This window comes from Flavitalea flava (assembly GCF_054461575.1).
The window spans coordinates 1-25,916 of sequence record NZ_JBTLQH010000025.1; the positions used below are offsets into that span (position 1 = coordinate 1).

The window sequence follows — 25,916 nt, forward strand, 5'->3', positions numbered from 1 at the left end:
TATAGTACCTATTGGTGACAAAAATAATAGATAGGTTTTAAACGGACAAAACTTTTATAGTTTGTACAGCATAAATAAGTATCTTAAATTTGCTTCAACCCCTTGTTTTAGGGGATTTAAAGCACTTTTATATGACTTTTGGAGAACATGTGGTCTTGCACCGCAAGCAGTTGAAGCTGTCCCAGGACGATCTGGCTAAAAAGGTAGGCACCTCAGCTCCTATCATTGGCAGGTATGAACGCGACGAGATTAAGCCCTCTATCGAGACAGCTAAAAAAATTGCCGATGAACTCGGTGTAACTGTTGATTATCTCATTGGAGGCTCGACGAACATGGTCATGGATAAAAAGCTTATGAAGCGCATCGAGGATATTGAAGCCTTGCCGGCAGAGGATAAAGACAAGGTTTATTATTTTATTGATATGGCCATCACTTACAATAAAACAAAAAAGGCTTTTGCCAAATAATTTTATGACACACCTCAGAGAAAATTTTGTCGTAGATGCAAAAGGTAATCGGGTAGGCGTTTTCCTGCCCATTAAGGATTACAATAAATTACTCGAAGAACTCGAAGACCTGGAGGATGTTAAGACCTATGACAAAGCAATGAGTCGCAAACAGGAGTTTGTCCCGTTAGACCAGGCCTTAAAACAGATCGAGGTTTCCCGTAAAAAGAAAAAATGATGTACCAGGTTGTCATTGAAAAACAAGCTCAAAAGCAACTTTCTAAAATCTCTCCGCCCGATTACACTAAAATAGTAGCCGCATTAAAGGAGCTGGCGTCTAATCCCAGGCCCTACGGGTACAAAAAACTCAAAGGCCGCCCCGGCTACAGAGTGCGGATTGGTGACTATCGCGTTATCTACAATATTGAAGATAATATCCTGACGGTATTTGTCCTCATCATTGGCCATAGAAGAGAGGTCTATGAGTAAAGATATGTTCATGATTTCGCTGGCAAACTCCTTTCTAATATTTCTCCTGTTAATGGATCGACTATTAAATAAATATCACACCAATTATTTAAATGAATCCGGTTATTATGCAATTTGGCACCTACAAATGGACAGTTGACCTCTGCGCCATATTTTAATTCGGCTATTTGCCATTTAATTTTCCTTTCTGTAAGACTCACACCAAATACATTCTCATTAAAAATAACGCCTTGTAAATGCTCTAGTATGACTATCAGCATATCAAACACCTCCACAACATCGTCAATTCGATATTCAAAGGGAATCTCACAATCACCGATTTTAAGGATATTTTCGAGCGTACTGTATTTATTGTTGTTCTGATTCATTGGATAAATTTATTGCTAAGGTATAAGATCTTCAATAGGTGGTATTTCTTCTATAGGTATTCTGGTGCCAGTTTTAAACATAGACTCTGGCAGAACAATATCAGGTATTGGCGTTTGTATTGAGCCAGGGTTTTTAAACCAGCTTTTAACTAAGTCACTTAAAATTTTAAATTGAATTCCACCGCCTTTCCCAAATTCATTTTCACCGGCGACACTTGATTCCATCTCCTGGCCCGCAGGTACGTCAACGTCTGCTATCTGATCAGGAGTTTCAGGTAACGCCAACCTATCCTTTATCTGAGTAGGACTCAATCCCTCTATTTCACTTCTTTGTACTATCCATCTCCCGACGGCATTTGAATTCGGGTTTTTAGAATTGTACACGCGTACATATTTTCCTAATACACTCGATTTAAATCTCATTACGGTTGTCCCCTTCTTGTAAGGAGGCTGTTTATACCCAGATGCAACATTTGCTTCTTCTGCTGAAACAAACCTAATGGATGTATTTACAGTGGCTCTAGCAACCGGATGATCAGTCACCGCCGCTCTACCAACCGTCAAAGCTGATAAAGCCGCCAGTCCTTTACTTGAATTAGTATTATTATTTTTAGGCGTAACGGTAACAGGGGGAAGACTATCGGGCATCAAACCCATAGGATCAACGTGCAGTATGGGATTATCTACCCCAAAGGCATACGGAGAAATATCTTCGCTGATTTCAAGCAAGGGATCTATCTGCCAGAATCTCCCAAGTTGAGGATCCAAACTTCTGAAATTGGTGGCATATAACTCTAAGCCGCTCCCATCACTGAACTCCTTGTTTTGAAGCTCTGTACCTCTATTATATCTACTCTTATTCTCAGCATATTGTGCCTTCAACGCCTTATCTGATATACCCGCCATGGTCAACCCAAACGGATAATAGTGATTTTCCTCCAACATCGGGCCGCTGCGCATCGTTACGCTCAGGTTATCAAAGAACACATCCCATCCCTTCGATTCATTACTCACGTAAATATACAAATATCCGCTCTTTTTCATCGTTATTCCCGGTTGCGCCAGGGTGCCCAATACTCCGGCAGCATAGGTACTCACCGGGATGGCCCCGCTTTGGAAGTTTCCGGTGACATAATTGAACTGGTTATCCAGTAAGATCCAGTTCAGATACGCCATCGGCTTGTTCGCTATGGGCTGGTCATATTGGGTAACAAAGGAGCTTAAGGCCCCGCCTAAGGGACCGGCCGTATTATTTAACTGGGTAAGGGTTCCTTTTGCTCCGCCCGTCATATTTACCATGGCCCCGGCCAGGGAATTCAGGACATCATTAAAAGAACTGCTCGTATCGCTCGGGGTAATGCTGTTATAATAAGACTTCACCCCGATATCTACCACATCCCCGCTCATCACTTTCAGGATAATAGCCGGTCCTACCTTTTGGCCGCTGCCATTTACCCTGGCCACGCTGTCGTTCGGACCCGGGATGCTTGTATCCACAGGATATCCTAATGCCACAGGGCGAGCCACTGAAGTCTGTGGAATATTATAGAATAAGGCATTTTCCGTAGTCCGGTAGGCCGCTTCCATCGTCGCCACGTATTTGGCCGTGTCCTTTTGCTGGCTCAGAAGGACCCTGGTATTACCCAAATGATCCTTTTCCATAAAATCATATTCCCAGCCGTAAGCCGTTGTACCGGTGGTATATTTATGAAAAGCCCATCGGGCCCGGCCTTCCTCGTGAGCCATGAATTGCAGGGTATCAATGCTGCTTCCCGGGCTAGTGATCGTATCGGTTTTCTGGTAAACAAAACCTCCGATATATAGGGTCGTTGTCGCCCGACGAGTCAGGCTGTCCAGTGTTACCTTGCGGAGCTTTGTGCCCGTGTTATCATAGGTATACTGGATATAGCCTTTCCCTTTCATATACACCTGCGTGGGAAGATTCAGGTAATTATAGACGATGCTGGAGATGTCCTTGTTTTTGTCGGCAGTCAGATTTCCGTCATTGTCGTAAGTGTAGTCGGTAGCCCCTTTGGTGGTGGGATTGTATTTGAAATCCCCCAGCTTTGAAAGTTGGTCATTGGCACCGTCCAGGACCCCGGTCAGTTTATTGCTTGCTCCTGTATTCTGGTACGAATAAATCAGGGAATCGATCGTAGAAGAACCACCCACTTTAAAACCCTTTTGCCGCATGCTTAGTATGTTGCCATTGGCGTCATAACCCAGCAGATCTACGCTAAAATCGATTTTGTTTTTGTCCCAGGAACTGCCAGCGGTATTTTGCAAAAATGCCGCCCCCGTCAAGCGGTTCACATTGTCATAATTAAAATCATATTTCCGGTTAACCCCGTCGCCCGCACTCTTCCAGATCGTGCCGGCAATATTGCCATTGTAAGCGGGATTTAAATAAGTGGTCGTTCCTGCCTGGGAAGACGTTTTATCATAAGCCAGCTCCATACCAAAATAGTTGGACGAAGGGGTATTTAAATACTGTTTATTGATCCCCGTCAGCCAACCGCGTATATTATAGTCATAAACCAGGCTATCCAAATTGTTGCCCAGCGTTTTACGCTGCAATTGTCCTAATTCATTGTATTTTATACTGTCGATCAATTGATCACTGCCCGCATTATCGATATTTTTCCATATGGCTTTTGGCCTTCCTCCCGGATCATACGTAATTTTCGTGCTAACGGTATGTGTCTGCGTCGTATTACCCAGTTTTTGATGCCGCAGATAGGTCTGCAGGGGTTTGCCGCTGAAATCATACTGGGTAGTGCTGATATCTATTCCCCCTGTCTGGTTATATTGTTTGACTTGAATTACACGTTTGCGGTCATCATAATAAGTAGCCGTCAGGATACCCCCCATCACTGAAGTAGTGGCTACTCCGGTAACCATTCCCCGCGTATCAACGGACTGGGTCAGGGGTTGAGGATAAGGATAGGACGTATTTTGCGCCGTGGCAAAATTGGCATCATAACTATTGTCTTTACTACCATAAGCCCCATACATACGTGACCAGCTATAATCGTCATAATACGTATAGGTCATTACATCGGCAGAAACCGCCGCCGGAAAGGTAGTGGTCAGGGAATACATCGGAAAGACCTGGTTGCTGAAGGTTTCTGCGCGCCCCATGTTTTGGGTGGTCACATAGGCCTGCATCAAAGCTTGGGTATTACGCGTCGCATCCGTATAAAATCCAATTACGATAGGCCGGTTAATCGTATCGTATTTGGTAAACAGCCATTTATTCTGTGCCCGAAGATTGGGATCCTGTGATAAGACCTGCCTGTCCCATTGATCATAGATCAGCCAGACTTCTCCGGCTCCGGGCACTTTTTTTATTATCATTCTCTTACGGTAATCATATTCGTACCGGAAACAGAGTTCATCGGCAATGGATTGACTGATAACCCAATGAGTGGCTGTCGTATTGATCAATTCCACCGCTCTGGGCTGCAATACAAAACGAAGATTATCCAGATCGTCATATACGTAATAGGTGTTGAGCCATCCAACATGAGCCGTACCGGGAGAAGCAGCCACTTGTACCTTTTTTAAGATTACATGCCCTTCCTTGTCCTTGTATTCCACCACCTGGTGGCTTTGCTCATCAGCGGTCACGTTCTTGAATAACCTTCCCGCCGGATATACACCTGCACTTACAGGTAAAGATCCGGCCGTTAATGATATATTCCATATCTGAACACTATCGCTAAGGGAATTGACGAGATATTGCATGCCTGTTCCCCGGTTGGCCCCCACCCAACTGTTTCCCGGAGCATAGGCAGTAATGGGTCTGTTGAGGGGAGAGGCTTCAAAACCGGTCTGCGAATAATAGTACGTTTCACCGGGATATTGCCCTTTGCTAAATACAGAATCCTGCTGAAAAGGATCCAGTTTAAAACTGCCGTCATCTGTAACATCTCCCCCTTGAGCCGATTTGGATATGAAAGGCATATATTTAATCTGTTCCCTACCATAGGCATCATAAACGGTAGCCGTGACAACATCCTGTAGAAAGGGGCTGGCCTGTTTGGTTACGGTCTGTAAGGGTCTTCCTAATCCATCAAAATATTGCGTTGTCTGTTGCACATCCCTTACCGGCCGTGTCACCAGGGTGACCGGATTTTGTTCTGGGGCAAGGGCTTCCCATGCCCGCACATAATTAACCAGCGTGGTATTGGGATAAGCCGCCGGTGTTTGAATCTGCGCATGCAAATCCCCCCTCGTAACCAACAGGGAAAACAGGAGGAAAAAGAATGGGAAAACTTGTTTACAATTCATAGTCGTGAAGTGTTATGCATATTAGAACCTGACGGTTGAAATAATAATTTATTGCTGTTGAATCGCCTGTTGAATATCATCGTTCATCGGGTCCACCGCGCCGGCAAACAAACCAATCAGATGACCATCTGCCGCAATCAGGTATTTCTGAAAATCCCCCATTACCGTACTGCTCATCCCCCCATTCTGACTGCCCGTCACCAGCCATTGATACAAGGGTGATTGACCAGCTCCCGTCACGGTTATTTTCCCTGCGAGCAAAAAATGAACAGGGTATGTGCTGGTGACCAAATTTTGGATATCCTGTTCACTTCCAGTCTCATTATTAAAATCATTGCTTGGACAGGCGATTACTACCAGGCTGTCTTTATACTGTTGGTATAATTGTTCAAGGCTCCCATATTGTTTAGTAAAAAGACCCGAAGAGGCGGTATTGACGATCAATATCTTTTTTCCCCGGTAAGCATTCAAATGGATCGGCGCTCCGCCTCCAAGGGAAGGAATGGAAATACTATAGATATCAGTAAGGGAAAAAAGACTTAGCAGAGAAAAAAGAAAAGTATACATAAGTAACTATTTAACTATTTTTTTATTTAACTATTCATCTATCATGGACAATGCCCCCCGACCGTGTCTGTATGATCCAGGGTATAGGTTCCATCGGTGAAGAAATACCCCCATTTGGTCACACATTTCAGATTCACGCCGGTGCCCGTCTCTACCTGGGAGATCATTTGATAAGTACCGGTCTGACAGGCGCAGCTGATTATTTTGTGGTTAGTTCCGGTACAAGTCGTCGTACAGCTGCCGTTAGTATTCGCATAGGCTTGTCCTCCAGCGGTAACGGCATTGATCGCTAACGTGTTGGCTGAAGGAAGGTCTACTGTTGAACTATAGGAATTGGCCGCAACGGTATAAACAACAGCACTACCGGTGTATTGGCAGGTGCAATTATTCCGGGTATAGGTTCCGCTCTGGGCCGTGTTATAATATGTGCAAATAGCGTTCGCGTTGGCATTGGCCTGCCCGGTGGTATTGGCAGCGGTGAGCGCCAATGCATCCGCTGCAGCCTGGCTGTTGGTTGAACTATAGGTATTTGCCGGCACAGTATAGGTTACCGTTCCTCCTACCCCGCCGGTACCGCAATTATTACGCGTGTAGGTTCCGCCCTGGACTGTATTATAAAAGGTGCAGGTGCCATTTGTATTGGCATAAGCAGGACCACCCGCAGTAACAGCAGCTGAGGCTAACCCATTTGCCGTTGGCTGATCCACTGTTGAGCTATAGGCTCCGGCGGCAATGGTATAAGTTACCGTGGAAGGTGTTCCCCCTGCTGCACAATTCGACCGGGTAAAATTCCCGCTCTGAACTGTATTATAAAAAGTACAGGTGCCGTTTGCATTCGCATAACCTGGCCCACCCGCTGCCAAGGCAGTGGCAGCCTTCGCGTCTGCATCTGCCTGATTAATGCCTGAGGAATAGGCTCCCGCAGGAATGGTAAAGGTTACGCTTGAAGAAGTGCCTCCTGCTGTACAATTGCTTCTGGTAAATGAACCGCTTTTCGAAGCACTAAAAAACCGGGAAGGGACCTGGTATTGATAATCATACTGTTTAAGAATATATTTATCTGCGTCCCGAATACGCAATAACCGGCTTAAACCATCATATTCATAATAAGTTATTTGGTTAGCTGCAGAACAGCTCGAACTCATTCCAATAAGAGAGTTGTATGTATAAGTGTTCATCTGGGCATCGGCAGGGTACAGACGCAATTCATCGAGCGTTATTCCCGCGCCTGTTATCGTTACGGAGGTACTTGCAGCAGGAAGAGTATGTTGGTAAAAAGTCCAGCCATTCTTAACCATTCCGCTAACAGCAGTAGTACTACCAATGGTCAGCGACCCACCCTTTGCCCAATAGGTCAGGATATAATTCCGGGACGCGCTCAGTCCCGATCTGGAAATTGTGTTGCCGGTTGACAAAATATAAGATTTGCTACCGGTAATTCCATCTGCCAGGTTCACTATCCCTCCGGTGACTATCCACGTGTCCTTGGTGCCATCTTCAAAAGAGGTATAAGCAACAGAAGCAGAATCCGAATTGATCACTTCGGCAACCGGATATACTCCCTGGTATCCATATAAATAAATATGCTGTACATCGTTGGTTTTATTTTGCGAGATCAGGTTACCGCGGACATCGTATTTATTGAATTGAAGACGATTTTCAAGGGCATTACTCCCAATCTGAATCTGTATATTAGCCGGAACGATCAGATTGGTAACCGGTCGGTTGAAAAAGGCAAAATTGGTCAGTTTTTTTGCGGTCAGGTTGCCATTCCTATATTCATCGGCCTCTACCACGGGTATGATGGTATTACGGGAAATCAGTGAATCATATACCGCCGTACCGGAAAAGTTTTTAGGATATTTAAACAGAGTAATTAACGAATCTCCCTTACTGGACAAAAGAGATTTTTTAGTAATCTGGAGGTTAGTGCTGTCATAATTAAAATAGGCGGTAGTGCTTACTGAATCCTGGTTCGTGGAGCTAAACGTTTCTTCCTTGGTGGTCGACAAGGTTGGCCAATATTGATAAATGCTGTAGAGTTTACTGTTCAGACTCCATCCCAATCCTGCCGGGCAGGTATTTGCATCGAACGTAATACTTCTTCGGTTAATTCCAGCTTTACATCCAAAGACCTGACGATAATTCGGGTTTCCCGCCTGGTCATTTATAAGATAGGAGTTGGTGGTCCGCTGAGCGATAGTTCCATCACTCTTATAAGCGACCCTTTGAAGCAGCAAACCTCTAAGATCATCTCTGCTGTTTACAGGAGCATATGGATAACTACCTCCACCTATATCATCTACAAAATTGTAATAAAGTTCCTCCTTTCCATTTTCCCCATTATCGCCATACAATATAGTTACTTTGGAGTAGCCAATATCTCCACCTTGGGTTCGTCCGATATCGACCGCCGAAACAGAATGCTGGGTAAAATATTGCCAATCTCCATACTTGGCATAATTGCATATCTGAGGAGAATATTCATAGGAAGAATAGACCGCGGAACCTAACGAATGACCGGATGAAGTGGAGGAGTCCGTCTGATAGATAAATCTCTTCACGATGGAAGTAGTTCCATCTGACTGGACCATTCTTTTTATCCTTGCACCGCCGATCGGGTTTCCAATAGCGGGATTAAAAGAATGATATTGCCAGGGGAGATTGATCCTTCCATAGGCATTGGTGGAAGATTTCGTAGCCGTTATCTTATACACATATCCGGGAAATAAATGAACTCGGGTGGTAGTATAACCTATGGCCTGTCCAAATAAAATAGTTACAGGGGTGGTGCCGGTCTGCACCAGGGACATATAGGCTTCTCCAATCAAGGCGGGCCCTTCATCTACGATCACTTCGACATTCACAAATTGCTCATAAGGCACGGAAAAGGTTACAGAACTGGGAGTAAGATCTGTCGAACCGTTCGCAGAGGTAGTCGCATAAATAGTATTTACCCCGGTTAAGGAATCCGATTTTCCAGAACGGTTGCATTCATATTCAAATGAAGTAGTCCCCCCGGTGGGGTATTGGATTTGTTGCAAAAGGCCGTTACCTGCCGCTCCAGGAGCTATAGTGCGATCCCCCAGATAGGTAATTATACCATTATTTTGGTCCGTATAAGTGGGAATCAGCGTTGTATTGTTGTTTATCCCGTTAGAATAGCCCCACTGATCCTGGCCTTTGGAATTTTTATCTGGCAGGGTATTGGAGTTATAGGAGAACCGGTAGACCTGCCCGGCATCGTTTACAGAATCCGATTCACTAAAGGATAAAAGACGCAGACGTTTACTTATGGCATCCGTGCTGGTATTATTGTAATAGTCATACTGGAAGATATACTTTTTGATCAATTGATCCGGATTACCCGGTGAGGTGGCATAGATCTTCAGGCTATCAAGTTTATAAGGCATACCCGAAGAGAAATCGGGAATATCACTTCTATTCGCATTCGTAATAAAATCAACCCGTTGATTACGGGTGGTTATACTTTGAATGATATACCCTGCAATACTATGGGTATAATAGGTCTTGGTACTATTAATCGTTGGCGTTCCCCCACAGTAAGGAGCCGTTTGACCATAAACCGGTATAGAGTAGGATTCGGTGGGATTATAAGATATCGGCGTATAGCTCACTGATTTATACGAAATGCTAATAGTATCCGTTCTGTTTGCGGAGATCACCTTTGTCAGATACCAACTGGTATTCCCGGATATGGGTGTAGTATGATCGTCTCCGGGAAGAGTTTCGACGGTATTGGTGGAATATTCCGTAAGATTAAACGTGTAGATTGTTCCTTCTTCTGTAACGACTGTAAAACCGGAAGTTTCATTTCCGGTTAACTTCCAGGCTTTAAAAGGAGAAAAGTAGGGTTTGGCATTCTTATCAAAAACTAATTTGGCGGAATTGCCGCAAAAATTTATAAAATAGTTGTCGGGCATCAAATCATAGTTTTTACCCAATGCCAGGTTATATAAGTTACAGGTAGTCAGATTGGCCAACCAATTGGAAGTACCCAAGCCATCCGGAGTGGGGTCCGGCATCCCGAAATAAGTGGCACTTGCCCGGTACCCTGCGCCTCCGTCATTCAGGGTATTTTCATCGGGTTTGCCAACAATCGACCGCCCAATTGCACCAGCTGCCACCAGATCCCATTCCAGACCTGTCCAGCCCGCATCTTCCTCCACTTTGATCCCGGTTGCTCTGTAATTAATGCTGATTGGCATTTGAAGCGAACCAATTTTAACCGTATGCAGGGGAATACTGGTTTGTTGTGCCCCAATATAATAGTTGATCGGAACATTAATATCATGGAACAAAGCAGCGGCTACCGGTGAGGGCGGAATAATCGTTGGAGGGGCTGCATTGTCAAAATTTGGATCTGCCTGTCCGAAGGAATGGCCTGAGAAAAGGGTTCCTGTCGATACGATTAGAAGTTGAAAAAAAAGATTCTTCATGATATTATTTCGAATGATTATTTCGAGAATTAAAACCCATACCCAACCCTAAATACAATCGGCTGTGTCTGCGGTCTTTGCGAATAACTTAGCATATCCCACAGTAAACTCAGCTTCGTCTTCTTAAACACCCGGCTCTTGACTGAAACCGTTTTACTCACTCCAATAAGCCCTGACCGCGTCCAGCTATCCATGTTCCGTAATTGCTGCACCGATGAAAAGGGAGTCGTATAATTGTATTCGAATCCGCCGCTGATGAAAAAGCTTGCTTTTATTTTTATGTCAATAAAACTTCTGAGACCAAGGCCGTTAGACGAGAAGGCCATATGATTCCATCCATTACCCAGACCTACCTTATAACTAGCACCAATACCTGCACTATTACCATGTCCAAGTCGATACCCGACCGAAAGGCCCAGATCCGCCACCGTCGGATAGTACTGGTTATTCCGGCTCGTCTGGAAGGTCGTTCCATATTCCAAACGTTTCCATAATGTCTTGATCTTCTGATCATTAGGTTTGAAATTGGGCATATCCATATCCCCGCTGCCCTCACCCAGTTTGTTGAGTTTATCCTTATAACCATCCAGCTGCCCTTGCGCCGATTGCAGGTTAGCCTGCAGGGCGGCAGCACCTCCTGCTCCGCCTGCTGACACCTGGCTCTGGATAAGCTGGCTGATCTGATCACGGGTTTGCAAACCAACGAGTCCCTGGGGATCACCATATCCGGATGGTAAACCGAATAAACCGGCGAGCGCTCCATTTTTCTTCAGGAAGGCCTGAAAGGCAGGAAATTGATTCAGATAGGTCAATGCCTTTTGTTCAAGGGCATCGGGAGAATTCAACAGCTCGCGGTATTCGCGGACCTGCTGCGAGTAATAAAATAAACTCTGATTCATCCCCTGCATCTCTTTGGTGAGGCTAGCGGGCGGATTATTATAACGGCTGAGATATTGTGAGATCTGTTCTTTGCGATCCCGGATATATTGTTTGATCTGATCGGCATCCTGTAGTTTGGCCTGTAGGGCTTGCAGCTCAGCTGCCGAACGTTGCAACTGCGGATTTACCGACGCAACCGCCGAAGCTTGCAGCAACTGCGGGTTCGCTTGCAGAAAACCAAGCGTGCTGCATAAGGAATCCGTATGAGGCTGATACTCTCCGCTGGGGGATGCCGACCGGCTGCCGGTATCCGTCTTCAATTTTTGCGCCAGTGCCGCATATTGTTCCGATGAATGGGCAAACAAATTTTTGGTCCCCGTCGAATCGATCCGGTATAATTTCTTCCGGATCCGTTCTTCGCGACGCGTCATTTGCTCCAGGTATTTTTCCGTTTGCCGGATAAGCTGTTGGTTCAGATCCGCCGTCTTATGCTGTATCCTGTCCAATAGCCTGGAAGGAAAACGGAATACCTTTCCCGATACGGATTCATCCCTTGAGGTAGGCGAAGCAGCCTGCCCGGATGGTCCGGATTCCACGGATTGTCCATAGGAAATCTCCACACAAAGCAGTTGCCCGATAAACAGGCAAATGGTTATTCTTTTTAGCATAGGTATAGCATTACCGATACGATTTGAATCAGCTTGATTACTTACAGCAAGGATAAATCAGGCGTTGAACACGCGTTGAAGAAAGAAGGATGTCAGCTCGGACACAAGAAAAAAGGTGTAGAAGGACGGGCCATATAACGGCCGTTTGCTCGAATTAGGTTTGGGTTCATGAGAGAGGCTACTTAAGGGTTAAGGTGTAATGATTTCTAAGGAATTCATGGAGCTACAGTATAATGAATGTAGAATTTTTTTTTAATCTTCCAAAAAAAACTTTTCCATTTTTTTATTGCGCTCTTTGAAACCCCTTCTTATTATTTAATCTCCCCGGGCAATCAAAGCAACCTTTTGAGATACTCAAAAAGGCGCTGTACTTCATTTGAGTACGGAGGGATCAACAATTTTCCGTCTCTCTTAAAAAAATGGCGGAGAAAAAGAATATGTACATTGATGGCCGTTGTACATCGCCAGTTTGATGCCTGGAAAAAATTAAAAAATTGTTCATTTACAGATAATCAACAAAAAGGATAGTATGCTTTTTAGGCAGCGATGTCCGGCAGGACCAAGGAGAATAGGTTGAGAACGATGGATCGAAAGTAAATGTTTTTTTTAAATCTCCAGGAATAAAATAAATTTCACGATACCGTCATCACGGGAATGCTGGACAAATTGAACAGAGAGCGGGACCAGGTTCCATTGAGATAACGGGAGCGCAGCCCGTTGAGAAAACCTGACAACAGGGATTCCTTTCCGGGATAGACCAGGATAAGATCTGCATTTATTTTTTTTGCATAGTCCCAGGTTACCTCTGCCAGATTGTTTCCCGGCACAGCCAGGCATTCGACAGGCAGATCGGTATTATCCCGCAGCAATCGATAGGATTTATACAGGCTCTCCCTGACTTCAGCATGGGAACCCTGGGACTTTTCTCCGGTAGACCGCGTTGATATGAGATGGATGGTCGAATGAGAAAGTTTGGCCAGATAGGTGGCGAATAACAATTTCTGCCTGGGCAAAAGATCGCCTACCGGCAAAACGATATTCTTCATAAAAGGAATTACAGGATGGCCGTAGATGGTCAGTACAGGGCAACTAACCTTTTTTATCAGCCGGTTAAGATCTACAGGAACTGACTTATTAAAAAAGAAAGGAAAAGTTTTTCTCGCCTGGCACAAGAGGATCAGATCGATCATATTCCGGTTATAATATTCGATGATATTTTTTTCCGGTGCCCCCTGCTGGCGGGTGATCGTTATCGATAAAGATGGGTGGAGCCGTTCTTTATAACGCTCTAGAATATCTGTTTTCAGGTAATTGAACACGGAGTCATCCATTTCTCCGTTTTCCTGAACAAGATGGAGGAAATGAATATGGCATTTAAGCTGGTCGGCAATTCCGATCGCCTCACGTATGGAAGTATCGGCATCTTTTGCCAGATCGACGGGAACCAATATGTTCGTAAAAAGCTTTTTCATAAGGACCGATCTGCTTTATTCAAAGCTGCAAAATCCTTATTAAACAGGCATTAAACACGAATTAAAAATAAATTAAAAGTAAGGGGCAAACGGCAAATTAAAATGGCAGCCGTCGTTTTTGACGGATAAACGGGTCAAATTCGGACAAGATCAATAGACAAGATCAATTGAAGATTTTTATGGAAGGCAGCTCGATGGTGAAATTTGTTCCCTGGTTCACATCCGATTCCACCAGGATGATCCCCTTATGAATAGCAACGATCCGTTGAGCCAGTGCAAGGCCCAGGCCAAAACCCCTGGAATTGCCCGTTCCCGCTCCGCGATAAAAAGGCTGAAAGATCTCCTGTATTTCTTCTGAAGCGATCACATCCCCTTTATTCACCACCTGAACCATCACCTTGTGGTTGACAAAGGAAAGATCTACTACGGACCTTCTGTCCGGCGAATATTTACATCCGTTCTCCACGATATTTTTGATGGCGATATAGAGCAATTCATTATTGCCGAAAACCACAAAATCCTTTTCGTCTTCCGGAAATTCTCCAAAATTCAATTCCACCCGGTAATCGATATTGAGTTTTTTGACATCGGCCGTTACTTTCAGCAATACTTCATCCACCCTTATTTCATTCAATTCAATTCCACCCTGGGAACCAGTCTTGGCTATCTCCAGCAAACTCTTGGTCAATTGTACCATTTGCTGCACATCCTCCCGGATCGAGTATAAAACCTGCTTATATTCCGGCACTTCTCTCTCCTTCTGCAGGGCTACCTCCACCTGGCTGGAAACCGATGTAAGGGGAGTAGATAGCTCGTGTGAGGCATTGGAGATAAACCGCCGCTGGATGGCAAAAGATTCCTGCAAACGGCCCAATAAGTCGTTAAATGTATTGCCCAATTGGCTCAGCTCATCCTGGCCGGTACCCGCACGGATCCGGTGGGAAAGATTGTAGGAGGAAATCTCCTTCACCTCATGGATGATCTGCGCCACCGGTTTCAATAACTGACCCGTGAACAGATAGCTGACAAGTGCGGTAAGTACTACGCCAGCGACTAAACTGAAGAGCAGGATCTTATTCAGTCTTTCCAACCTTTCCAGGCCATCGTCATCATGCCCGGCAACAACCACTACAAATTGTCGGCCGCTGGTCATTCTTTGTAAGGCAATGGCATCCCTGTTGTCTATATTAAAATATTTCTCCCCTTTCAGTTTGACTTCCTGCAGAACCTCGGGTGATACGGAAATATGTATCGTTCCCGGCATATCGAACTGATACAATACCTTGCCCTCCTCCGAATAGATGCATATACTGCGGGAAGGCAAAAGCCCTACTGTGGAAGTGGTGTCCATCCTTCGTAACAGCGAAAGACCGCTATCCCCCATCAAGGCATATAATTGGGTATTGTAATTCGCCCTGGCCTTGAGCCGTTTGTTAAATACATCCCTTCTTTCCAGGGTGGCCACATAATGAATGGAATATTCCAGTATGGAAATGATAGCTGTTACCAGCAGGATGAACAACAGCATTATTTTGTACCGGATCTTCAAATCAACTGGGTTTAATCAAGGGTTTAATAAGGATTTAATAAGGGTTTAATAAGGGATTCCATTACGGTTTAATATGCGCTTAAATAAGCCGGTTAACCAGGTTTATTGTCAGGGGGTTTCTTTTAACACATATCCCATGCCCACCTGGGTATAAATAAGTTTGGAAGAAAAATCTTTTTCTATTTTTTTACGCAGAAAGTTGACATATACGTCTATCACGTTGGTCTTGGTGTCAAAATCTATATCCCAGACATTCATGGCTATATCGATCCGGGATACCACCTTATTTTTATTACGTATTAGGTACTCCAGCAATTGAAACTCCTTTGCAGTCAGTGGAATAACCCTACCCTCCCTGGCCACTTCCTTGCTATCCAGGTTCATGACCAGATCGCCCACTTTCAACATATTGGACCCGGCACCCGGCTGGTGATGAAGCCGCTTCAACAATGCCCGGATACGGACCAGCAATTCCAGGAAATCGAAGGGTTTTACAATATAATCATCCGCCCCCGCCTCGAATCCCTCGATCTTATCCTCGGTCGTATTCATGGCCGTCAGCATGATCACCAGTATTTCTTCATTAACCCCCCGGATATACCGCGCCAGTTCATAACCATTCATTAACGGGAGATTAATGTCCAAGATAGCCAGATCGTACCTGTTGAGGTCAAACAGCTTTTTGCCCGCCATCCCGTCATAAGCCACATCCACCTCGTAATGGTGCTCCGACAATCCCTTTCTGAGGGTTTCTGCTATCTTCCGCTCATCTTCTACCAATAATATCTTTGTATCTGCCATATGGGAACCGCTTTGTGAATCAAGCCCAATATATCCAATCCATGGGGTTTAAGACATTAATACTCTATTAAAAAAGCATTAAAGCCATTAAACCGTTTTAGCAAAAAAATAAACGTTCTTCCCGCAAGATGATGAAAAAAATCGTAACTTTTACCTGACTGCCTGCCTAAATCTCTATATCGTAGTATACAGCCTGTTTCTATCAGGCCAGCCAAAACAACCTTAAAATCTAAAAAAATAAGACTATGAAAATGCATGAGTCGCCGTATATCAATAAGCGGAAAAAAACAATCGAATTTTACATTCACCACCTTACTCCCACTGCCGCCTCTCATATCTCGCTGGCAGGGACCTTCAATCATTGGGCGCATGATGAATTGTTATTGCACCAGGCAAAAGACGGCTGCTGGAAGGTAGAGATCCCCATGTTACCCAGCGGCAAATATTATTATAAGTTCTTCATCGACGATAAAATGTGGATGGAAGATATCGAGAATCCTTTGCGCGAACCGGATGGCGTAACGGGATGGAACAGCGTGCTGACCGTCTGAGCTTTTGAGCGTTCTTTCATCACCAATTTTTCTAAGCACTTAATTATTCCGGGCACTTAACTATTGTTATAAACCTTATATACGGATTCCCGCAAGGGGGATCCTTTTTCACTGCAAATAAATTCCAGCACATCGGCAATCTGTTCCGGTTTCACCCAGGTGGCCGGATCGGCATCCGGCATACTCTGTCTGTTCAGGGCCGTATCGATCGTGCTCGGAGCCACTACTGAAGCCACGACATTCTTTCCTTTTGCCGATGCATTCAGCAATTCGGCCAGGTGAAAAAGCATAGCCTTGGTCAAAGAATAGGCAATCACCCCTTTTCCCTGTTCCGCCTTTACAGCAGGTCGGGCGCCCATAAATACCAGGCGGCCGTAATCCTGCTTCAGCATCTGTTGGAACAAGGGACGGGCTAAAAAATAAGCTGTTTCAAAGTTCAGGGAATACATTTTTTTCAGCGCCGCTCCATCCGTTGCGGCAATATCGCCCATGGCAAAACCACCTACCAGCAACAATGCCCCATCGACCTTCCCATAACGGCCAATAACTTCCTGCACAAAAGCTTCCGTAGCTTTTTCATCGGACAGATCTACCTGCTTCAATTCAAAATCCGGATTCGTCCTGGCAAATTCCAGGTGCTCACCCGAATGATCTACGGCAATCACCTTATATCCCTGGTCCAGGAATTTTTTAACGGTAGCAGAACCCAGGTTGCCATTCGCACCGGTTATAATAATGAGTTTGGACATTTGAATTGATTTGAAGGATTAAGTGAATTTCTCACAAAAAGCAACGCCTTTTATACTCCCCCTTCAGGGGGTTGGGGGGTGGGCCTATTTACTCTGCAAAGCTTCCATCATTTTATCCGCTACCAATTTGTTGCCTGCATCATTCAAATGAACGCCGTCTGCGGTAAGAATGCCTTTTGTGTTGTTGCCCGGGTTATTCTTCAATTCGTAATTATGAAAAAGTTCGCGCATATCTACCAGTCCGCTATGGTTCTTCTGGGCAATATTGCGTATGATCTGGGAATAAGCGTTAAGATCCCCATCCAGCTGATTGGTAAAGTCCGTCTTTTCGCCGATCACTGCAGGGGTACAAAGGATAACCCGGATATTCTTGTCCCGCAGTTTATTAATGATGGCGGTGTAGAATTTTTCAAATTTATCCGGATCCGTTCCCGTACCGAAACTCTGTTTGTGCCAAACATCGTTTACCCCCACCCAAATCACCACCACATCCGGCTTCTGCGCCAGCACATCCTCTTCCATGCGCAGATAAAGATCATATATTTTATTGCCTCCGATACCCGCGCCGATCAATTCGAATTGCGAGTTAAGGCCTTTTTGTTTGAGATCATCCGTCATTTTTACAATAAAACCGCCCGGATTCGCACCTGCCTGGGTTATCGAGTCACCGAAAAAAATCACGCGAACAGGCTTTTGATAGGCCATAGAAGACGCTATTATAATAAAAAGAAGCAGACAGACAGATCGTGAAAGAGATTTCATACAATTCCCGGGTATTAGTTAACTTAATTTATTTGAGGTGTCTAAGTTAATCCTTTTTATTATTTCCAGGCAGGCCCGGCTATTATGATAGGGACATTTCCAGAAACCTGCCTTGTCCTGGCCGGTCATCGGTGAATGATCCTCCCTTATTCCCCAGAACCATTCTCCCCCCGCAGGATCTTTGATATATTTTTTAACGAAGGCCCAGCTTGCCAGGGATCGCTCCAGCCATTTTTCGTCCCCGCTCACCTGGAAGGCATTAAAAAAACCGACCATGGCTTCCGCCTGGGGCCAGGAATGTTTTTCACGAACCAGGCGACCATGCTCCCGCTCATACCAAAGACCGCCATCGCCGCTATCCTGATCCAGACCTTCCACAGCAGCAACCGCTATTTTTATCGCAAGCTGCCTCATCCTCTCCACCCGGCTTTTTATTCCGGAGATCTCAGCTGCCTCCAGCAATAACCAGGCAGCCTCGATATCGTGTCCGTAAGAAACGATCCGGGAGGATACTTTCCAGTTCTCATCGAAGAACAGGACCAGATGACCCGTTATCCTATCGACCATATATCTGTCAAAGACTTCCAGCAAATCCCCTATCCGGGTCTGCAACCGCGGATCCGGCCATACCCTGTAAAGATTGGCATACGCCTCCACCACATGCAGATGGGTATTCATCGTCTTTTTTTCATTCGCATCCTTTGGGCTAAGGCGCATATCTTCCATAACCTGCCAGTCCCGTGTAAAAGCTTCAAAATAGCCTCCTTTTTCCGGGTCGTAACTGATCCGCTCGATTGACCGGAATAAGGCAATAGCCTGATCCAGGGCAGATTGCTCCAGCGTAGCCCGGTAATATTCGCTAAAGCCATAAATACAGAAGGAGAGCCCGTAGATCTGTTTGCGGTCATTCAGGGCATTACCTGTATGATCCACGCTCCAATAAACCCCGCCGTAAACAGGATCGACAAAATGATCCGTCAGGTACCGGTAAGCTCTTTGCGCAATTGGCAGATAAGCGATTTCTTTCGTTTGCAGATAGGCCGCACTGAAAGCCCAAAGGATCCGGGCATTTAAGACGACACCTTTGGGAGCCTCCGGATGCACCCGGTCTCCGCCATCTATTCTTCCGTAAAATCCTCCCTGCCGGTCATCGATGGTATGGTCCATCCAATACCGCAGAATGGATTGAAGCTCTTTCTCCAACTCCTGTTTGTAATCCGCCAGTTTCCGATCCATTCCACCTGAATTTTATGCAAGCATACAAGCTATTCGGCATTTTTCATCGATAATTCCTCCTTTAGTGGACTAAGGGGGTGTATATGCGGTTTGTTCCGGTCAATGATCTGCTGCAGAGTAACCAAGGAAGCTGCGGAATGCAGACCATCCACCGGAGAATGCATCGTGTAATCCAACAATTTGTCTATGGTGGAGACCGCCACATGCATACGGGTGTCCGAAGAGGCGTAATAAATATAAACTTTTCCGTCCTCATCCGCGATCCATCCATTGGAAAAAACGACGTTCGAGACATCGCCAACCCGCTCCTCTCCTTCCGGAGCAATAAAATAGCCCCCAGGCCTGTAGATAACCCGGGTCAGATCCTGGAGATCGGTCATGAACAGATAAAGCGTATAACGAAGACCTGCTGCCGTATTTCTTACTCCATGCGCCAGGTGCAGCCAGCCATGGGCCGTTTTTAGCGGAGCGGGGCCCAGCCCGTTCTTTGCTTCATTGATGGTGTGATAAACCCTAGGATCGATTATGACCTCTTCGTCGATCACCGCATTTTCGATAGAAGCAGAAAGCCCCATTCCTATACCTCCGCCGCTTCCTGCATTGATGAACCCGTCCTGAGGCCTTGTATAGAAGGCATATTTTCCGTTCACATATTCCGGGTGCAGGACGACGTTGCGTTGCTGGGGAGAGGGAGTCCGGAGATCGGCCAGTCTTTCCCAGGTTTCCAGGTCCCTCGTGCGGGCAACCCCACATTGTGCAATAGCCGAAGATTGATCGGAGGCCGGCGCATCAGGATCTTTCTTTTCCGTACAAAACAATCCATAGATCCAACCGTCCTCGTGATGAGTCAGACGGATATCATATATATTGGTTTCAGGCTCTCCGGTTCCGGGGATATGCACCGGCGAATCACGGAACCGGAAATTATCTACCCCATTGGGGCTTTCCGCAATGGCAAAAAAGGATTTCCTGTCAACTCCCTCCACCCGGGCCATTACCAGATATTTATTTTCCCATTTAATAGCGCCTGCATTAAAAACTCCGTTGATCCCAAATCGTTCCATCAGGAAAGGATTAGTTTTTTCATTCAGGTCGTAACGCCAGAATAAAGGGATATGCGCGGCCGTCAATATGGGGTTTTTATAACGATCTATGACTCCATTGCCGATACCGCTGATCTCGTTAGGTCTTTTGATCAATTCCGCATACCGTTCAAAAAGTTTCTCCAGTCTTTTTCTAAATGCACTCATCATCGTCGATTTTTATTGTATAAATCAATATTCATTGAGCCGATCCCACCATGTTCTTTTAAGGATCAGGATAATTAGTAACAGTATGATCCCTGTTATCAACAGGGGAAGTTTTAACCACAATACGATATACATCGGCAGGATGGTAAGGCATAACTGACCGATGATACCGAGCGCCACATTGAACATATTCCTCTTGAAATTCTTATTGGCTTCGAAGGACGGGTCTTCCCGCAGAACCAGTTGATGCACAGGTTTCCAGAAACCCCAGGGACGTACTATCTTATAAAAGGACTTCAGGGTTGCCTCATCGGTGGGAGGAGCCGCATAGGAGCCTATTACTGAGCCTGCCAGGGACAAAAGGAATAATATGGGCCAGTAATACAGGTCGAGGCCCTGCAAAATACCAAATGATTTTAATACCGCCAGGGCAATGGCAGGAATGATCCCGGCCAGCATTCCCCAGAAATAACCGCTTGCATTAAACCGCCACCAATGCCATTTCAACATATTGGAGGCGATATAACCGCCGTACAGACCAGAAACGATCCATTGCAAGACAGTATTTACATCTGTTACGAACAGCCCCAATACGATCCCTGTAATGACCACCACCAGGCCAGCCAGGTAGTTCATGGAAATAATCTTGCGCGTGGAAGCATCAGGGTTCACATATTTGAGATAGATATCGTTTACGATATAAGCCTGTGCTGCATTCAAGGTTCCCGAAAAAGTTCCCATAAATGCGCCCAGTAAGCCTGTCAGGACCAGACCCAGCAAACCGACAGGCAAAAAATTATTGATGGTGGCAGGTAATATTTTTTCGAAGTCGGTTCCTCCCTTTGTCTGCAGATCTCCTCCGATCCGGTTATAATAGAGCAGGGCCAGTACCGTCAGCCCGATGACCATCGAGTACCTGATCGGCAGCAGGATGATCGAGACAAAACCGCTCATTTTACTGGCCTCTTCCGGCGACCGGGTACTCAGCACTTTCTGCATATCGTAATTGGGAGCGGGTCCAGCCAGGCTGGCAAATAATCCCTTGAACAACATCATCATAAAAAAAATGCCGAACAGGGAAAACCCATCATCTTTTATCTTTTTTTCCGCATCGGGCAGGATCGAATGCCAGTCCAGGCCCAGCTTCCATCCGAAGAAAGGATTGAACCAGCCCTGCGGCACATGAAGTGCCTGAGAACCGCTTTGATGCAGCCGCAGCATCGCAATGATCCCGATGCTGATACAGGCAACGGTCATGATCGCATATTTGATCACATCCCCCAGCACGATGCTGTGCATACCGCCTAAAACAGAATAGAACATGGCGATCAAGGTAAAGACGATCCCGTAAAAATGCGGGACATAGGCAGCCGGAATATGAAAAGGCAGATAGGGTTGTATATTATCCCAGGGTATAAAAATTTCCATGAATTTTCCCAGGCCTACAAAACCATAGGCCATGAATCCCAGACAGCTTAACAGCGCAAAGGCAACGACTATATTATGCGAAGACCGCACCCCTGTTCCCGTCTTACCAAAACGACCGGTCAGCCATTCGGCACCGGTAGTAGCATTGGATCGCCGTACCCACCGGGATAGATACATCATCATGAATACCTGGTTGAATACCGGCCATAACCAGGGTATCCAGATACTCTTCATTCCATAAACAAAACAGAGGCTTACCATCCACATAGTACCGGAAATGTCGAACATATCCCCGGCGTCGCTTAAACCAAGCATATACCAGGGCAAAGATTTTCCCCCTAAGAGATAACTCTCTTTATTAAGCCTGGCTTTTTTCCGTAAGGTCCAGCCAACCATCACCATGGCAATGAGATAAGCGGCAAGAATCAGCAGATCCGGTAGTTGTAATTTCATTATGGTAAAATACGAACTCTGTTCAATTTTTCCGGTAAAGCATAAGCTTCCGGGTGTCCTGTTCCAACAAACAATTTTTTCCCTTTGTCAATTTCCTGAAATCTTCCGCCGAGCCCTGCCCTTTATAAGGAACATAAAATTCAGCACTGCCGTCGCTTTTCGGACCGGCATTCCGCCAGGCCATAACATAAGCGAGCCTATGATCCCCCAGGGTCTTTCCAAAAACATTCGTCCACCAGGTGTTGTCCGGAAGACTATTATAGCCGAACTCCGTCAGCGCGGGAATCTTTTTACGGTCCGCTGCAATTTTTTCCAACTGGGAAAGCGTATGGTCAAACTCCTTTATGAAGGCGGTATTGCCGGTCTTATTTCCCTGATAGATATCGAATCCGGTAATATCCACCCACTCATCGCCGGGATACTTATCAAAATAGGCTGACTCCGATGTGAACCGGTCTGTATTATAGGCATACAAAATACTATGGATCTTTTTCTCATCCCGCAGATAACGCACGGTAAACTGCCAGAGGGTTTTCATTTCCTCTGCAGAACTGTTCTTTCCACCCCACCAGAACCAATTCCCGTTAATCTCATGGAACAACCGGAGAATGACAGGGATCGGCTCCCCTTGTCTGCCTTTCAGGTCCAGGAGAAAAGCCGCGACCTTATCCAACCAGCTTGTATAGAGTGCATTTTTTTCACCGCCGGGAAGAATAGCCGCAACGGTACCGGGAGCCGGCTGCCAGGCCGTTCCTCCTGTAAGCGGATTATTCAAATGCCAACTGATCGTAATCACGCTCCCCCGTTCATATCCATCCCGGATAAATTGTTTCATTTTATCAAAGGGGACACTATCGATATTTACCAAATGGTCCAGCTCGATCCGGCCCAGTTCCCATCCATAAAGACCTGGATACTCTCCGGTAACATCCCTGATATCGCTGCGCCCGGGAATATATTTCCAGTTCACCCCATAGGCAAGATCATCCTGGTGCCCGAACAGGAAACCTTTATTTGTAAGCTTCTTAAGATTATGATAAAGATTCACCGTTTCAGGGCTGGCATTCCGGTCAACCGGAAGATCCTGCCCGGATGTTATTCCAGATGACAGACCTATCAGGAATACGGAGAAGATCAACAACCGAAGTGGTCTGGCGATCAGGTTCCTTCTCATACAGCAGGCAATTAATTTAAAGACAAATATAACGGCAACAATTATCAGCTAACTAATGAATTTTTATCCTAAAGTTGATCTTATCCTACCAATCTTATGAGGATAAGCCCTGGAATACCTGGTAAATTTTTAACAATCAACGACTTATGTTAAAATCTTCTATCTACAGGATAATAATACTTTTTTATCCCGTTTTGCATGAATTTGGGCAGGTCTTCGTATATTTATTTTGCGATTAAACTACTGCCATATGAGTACGAATATTGTTCGTGAAATTACTCCCCTGACGCAAAGCGATTGTTTTACCATTTTTTCCCGTGTAAAAAAGGAATTCAGCTTCCCGCTGCATTACCATGAAGAGCTCGAATTAAATCTGATCATCAATGCCAAAGGAGCGAGACGGATCGTAGGCGATCATATCGAATCCATTGACGATCTGGAGCTGGTCCTGGTGGGTCCCAATCTTTATCATGCCTGGTTCACGCATCAATGCAGGAGCGAAGAGATCAGGGAGGTAACCATCCAATGGCACAAAGATCTTTTCGATGACAAATTACTCCGGCGAAATCAGTTGAATTTTATCCGCAATATGGTAGAAAGATCGCAGAAAGGAATCCTGTTCTCTGCGGAAACAGCGACTGCACTGGCTCCCCGGATCTTATCGCTCAATCAGAAAAATGGCTTCGATTCCGTCCTGGAATTATTTTCGATCCTGCACGATCTGTCCATCTCCAGGAATATGCGGACCCTGTCGGATGTCTCTTTTACCAATGAACATTTCACCTACAACAGCCGGCGTATCGAGAAAGCCTTTGAATATATGAATCACAATTATGACAAGTCAATCACCCTGGGAGAGGTTGCCAAACTGGTGAGCATGACCGAAGTGTCCTTCAGCCGGTTCATTAAAAAAAGGACAGGCAATACGTTCATCGACAGCCTGAATGAAATAAGACTGGGTCATGCTTCCCGGATGCTGATCGATACTACGCATTCCGTTGCCGAAATATCCTATAATTGCGGCTTTAACAATATCTCCAACTTCAACAGGATCTTTAAAAAGAAAAAAGCGTGCACCCCTAAGGAGTTCCGGGAGAACTTTACTTCGGGGACACGCGTATTTATTTGATGAAAGATTCTTTTTCGCGGACGCTTATTTCCAGCTAATATTTTACAGAATGATCAATGCTGAAGAACGCTTCCTGCATTGGTGCTGACAGTGCCGTTCGCACCTCCACCTCCCGCTGACGTCATATCCAGGTCGGGCTTGGATTCGTCCGTGAGGGCTACCTTACCCCTTTCCTTGCGCACGATGCGGGAGTAAAGGGAAATTTCACGATCGAATAAAAAACGGAAAAATAACTTAGTCCATGACCGGTGCGACACCAGGCTGTCATAATAACCGGGAGCCGTTTGTTTGATCCGGGGAAGTTTGTTCCAGGGAATGGAAGGGAAATCATGATGCTCGTTATGGTAGCCGACATTGAAGGCTACATTATTCAATACGCCGTAATAACTAAAGGTTTCCTGTTCTTCATCATGGGTAAGGTAATGCTCCTGTATCCATCTTGCACCCAGGGGATGTAAACCCACGGAAAAGAAAAAACTAAGCAGGAGATAGGCAATCGCCTTAGGACCGAAGGCTATCCAGATACCTGCAATAAAAAGAATCTGCAGACCAAAATTCAAGGCAACCCATTTGTCAAAAGGTTTGATCTCCCGGAGACGGGAAATCCGGAATACCTGGAATACTGGATAGAACAATAACCAGATCACTTTTCCGATAAAATAGTTATTGATCAGTTTCGCCTCCCAGCGGTTGGGCAGATCTGCATCCAGCTCGTGGACACCCTGGAAAGAATGATGTTTGATATGATAACGCTCGAAGGATACCGAGCTGGGGAAAAGCTGGGGCAGATTGGCTAATATTCCGGAAAGACGATTGGCCGCCCGGCTCTTAAATAAGAGGTGGTGCGCACATTCATGGATCATGACGAAAAGGGCATGATCGGCGAAAGCTCCCAGCAAATACGCTGCAGCTATGATCACCCACCAGGATTGCGCACTTACCAGCCAGGCCAGTACAATTTGAAACCCCACCAGGCCAAGGATGGCAAAAAATGTATATTTATTCTTGCCGATCAGCTTACGCACTTCCGGATGCTGTTGGAGGATCTGCCGGGTACGTATCCGATGTGGTTCTTGTTTGCCAGAATGTACAAAATCAGTTTTCCGTAACATAGGTCTCTTTATGGAGTTTTTTAAGCGGGTCAAGATACTAAATATACGGCATATTTGGGGCTTGCACCGGTTCCCTTTTT

The 25,916-nt window shown here is 45.5% G+C and carries 20 protein-coding genes; 5 read left to right on the forward strand and 15 right to left on the reverse strand.

The features are described 5' to 3' along the window. Positions 1–131 precede the first annotated feature (131 nt). The 3 genes from ACX0G9_RS19975 to ACX0G9_RS19985 are packed head-to-tail and all read left to right on the forward strand — an operon-like array spanning position 132 to position 935. Positions 132–467 carry a helix-turn-helix domain-containing protein gene (locus ACX0G9_RS19975; RefSeq protein WP_459066723.1) on the forward strand — a complete coding sequence of 112 codons (336 nt, stop codon included), beginning with the start codon at positions 132–134 and terminating at the stop codon, positions 465–467. Between the two features lie 4 nt (positions 468–471). Further along, positions 472–684: a hypothetical protein gene (locus tag ACX0G9_RS19980; RefSeq protein WP_459066724.1), complete on the forward strand. Its 213-nt coding sequence runs from the start codon at positions 472–474 to the stop codon at positions 682–684. Continuing rightward, the gene (locus ACX0G9_RS19985) at positions 681–935 is read left to right on the forward strand and encodes a type II toxin-antitoxin system RelE family toxin (RefSeq protein ID WP_459066725.1); all 255 of its coding nucleotides are present in this window, start codon (positions 681–683) and stop codon (positions 933–935) included. The genes ACX0G9_RS19980 and ACX0G9_RS19985 overlap by 4 nt, the downstream gene beginning before the upstream one ends. 8 nt (positions 936–943) lie before the next feature. On the opposite strand, the gene ACX0G9_RS19990 is transcribed toward ACX0G9_RS19985, so the two are convergent. The 8 genes from ACX0G9_RS19990 to ACX0G9_RS20025 form a co-directional block, all read right to left on the reverse strand. Continuing rightward, positions 944–1,303 carry a hypothetical protein gene (locus tag ACX0G9_RS19990; RefSeq protein ID WP_459066726.1) on the reverse strand — a complete coding sequence of 120 codons (360 nt, stop codon included), beginning with the start codon at positions 1,301–1,303 and terminating at the stop codon, positions 944–946. A 15-nt stretch (positions 1,304–1,318) separates the two neighbouring features. After that, complete coding sequence (locus ACX0G9_RS19995; protein WP_459066727.1) at positions 1,319–5,596, reverse strand: DUF6443 domain-containing protein; 4,278 nt, start codon at positions 5,594–5,596, stop codon at positions 1,319–1,321. 48 nt (positions 5,597–5,644) lie between these two features. Continuing rightward, positions 5,645–6,163: a glutathione peroxidase gene (locus ACX0G9_RS20000; protein ID WP_459066728.1), complete on the reverse strand. Its 519-nt coding sequence runs from the start codon at positions 6,161–6,163 to the stop codon at positions 5,645–5,647. 41 nt (positions 6,164–6,204) lie between these two features. Further along, on the reverse strand, positions 6,205–10,623 hold the full coding sequence (locus ACX0G9_RS20005; RefSeq protein WP_459066729.1) for a DUF5977 domain-containing protein: 4,419 nt from the start codon (positions 10,621–10,623) through the stop codon (positions 6,205–6,207). Between the two features lie 29 nt (positions 10,624–10,652). Next, positions 10,653–12,170, reverse strand: a complete 1,518-nt coding sequence (locus tag ACX0G9_RS20010; protein ID WP_459066730.1) for an intermediate filament family protein — start codon at positions 12,168–12,170, stop codon at positions 10,653–10,655. A gap of 632 nt (positions 12,171–12,802) precedes the next feature. Continuing rightward, the gene (locus ACX0G9_RS20015; protein ID WP_459066731.1) at positions 12,803–13,642 is read right to left on the reverse strand and encodes a universal stress protein; all 840 of its coding nucleotides are present in this window, start codon (positions 13,640–13,642) and stop codon (positions 12,803–12,805) included. Between the two features lie 163 nt (positions 13,643–13,805). Beyond that, the gene (locus ACX0G9_RS20020; protein WP_459066732.1) at positions 13,806–15,191 is read right to left on the reverse strand and encodes an ATP-binding protein; all 1,386 of its coding nucleotides are present in this window, start codon (positions 15,189–15,191) and stop codon (positions 13,806–13,808) included. Positions 15,192–15,299: 108 nt separating this feature from the next. Further along, positions 15,300–15,992, reverse strand: a complete 693-nt coding sequence (locus tag ACX0G9_RS20025) for a response regulator transcription factor (RefSeq protein WP_459066733.1) — start codon at positions 15,990–15,992, stop codon at positions 15,300–15,302. 245 nt (positions 15,993–16,237) lie between these two features. On the opposite strand from ACX0G9_RS20025, the gene ACX0G9_RS20030 reads away from it, so the two are divergent. After that, entirely contained in the window at positions 16,238–16,543 is a 306-nt protein-coding gene (locus tag ACX0G9_RS20030; protein WP_459066734.1) for an early set domain-containing protein, read from the forward strand. A 56-nt stretch (positions 16,544–16,599) separates the two neighbouring features. On the opposite strand, the gene ACX0G9_RS20035 is transcribed toward ACX0G9_RS20030, so the two are convergent. The 6 genes from ACX0G9_RS20035 to ACX0G9_RS20060 all read right to left on the reverse strand — a co-directional run bounded on the left by ACX0G9_RS20035 (position 16,600) and on the right by ACX0G9_RS20060 (position 23,595). Next, positions 16,600–17,292, reverse strand: coding sequence for an SDR family NAD(P)-dependent oxidoreductase (locus tag ACX0G9_RS20035; RefSeq protein ID WP_459066735.1), 693 nt, complete (start codon positions 17,290–17,292; stop codon positions 16,600–16,602). An 84-nt stretch (positions 17,293–17,376) separates the two neighbouring features. After that, positions 17,377–17,997 (reverse strand): SGNH/GDSL hydrolase family protein, encoded by a 621-nt coding sequence (locus ACX0G9_RS20040; RefSeq protein WP_459066736.1) that lies wholly within the window; start codon positions 17,995–17,997, stop codon positions 17,377–17,379. A gap of 75 nt (positions 17,998–18,072) precedes the next feature. Beyond that, positions 18,073–19,290 (reverse strand): AGE family epimerase/isomerase, encoded by a 1,218-nt coding sequence (locus tag ACX0G9_RS20045; RefSeq protein WP_459066737.1) that lies wholly within the window; start codon positions 19,288–19,290, stop codon positions 18,073–18,075. A gap of 29 nt (positions 19,291–19,319) precedes the next feature. Further along, positions 19,320–20,543 (reverse strand): glycoside hydrolase family 130 protein, encoded by a 1,224-nt coding sequence (locus ACX0G9_RS20050; protein WP_459066738.1) that lies wholly within the window; start codon positions 20,541–20,543, stop codon positions 19,320–19,322. 21 nt (positions 20,544–20,564) lie between these two features. Further along, complete coding sequence (locus ACX0G9_RS20055; RefSeq protein WP_459066739.1) at positions 20,565–22,421, reverse strand: sodium:solute symporter family protein; 1,857 nt, start codon at positions 22,419–22,421, stop codon at positions 20,565–20,567. A gap of 22 nt (positions 22,422–22,443) precedes the next feature. Then, positions 22,444–23,595: a glycoside hydrolase family 26 protein gene (locus tag ACX0G9_RS20060; protein WP_459066740.1), complete on the reverse strand. Its 1,152-nt coding sequence runs from the start codon at positions 23,593–23,595 to the stop codon at positions 22,444–22,446. Between the two features lie 250 nt (positions 23,596–23,845). Between ACX0G9_RS20060 and ACX0G9_RS20065 the strand changes: the two genes are divergently transcribed. Next, complete coding sequence (locus ACX0G9_RS20065; protein ID WP_459066741.1) at positions 23,846–24,724, forward strand: helix-turn-helix domain-containing protein; 879 nt, start codon at positions 23,846–23,848, stop codon at positions 24,722–24,724. A gap of 53 nt (positions 24,725–24,777) precedes the next feature. Here ACX0G9_RS20065 and ACX0G9_RS20070 read toward each other — a convergent pair whose 3' ends face one another. Next, entirely contained in the window at positions 24,778–25,836 is a 1,059-nt protein-coding gene (locus tag ACX0G9_RS20070; protein ID WP_459066742.1) for a fatty acid desaturase, read from the reverse strand. Between the last annotated feature and the right edge of the window lie 80 nt (positions 25,837–25,916).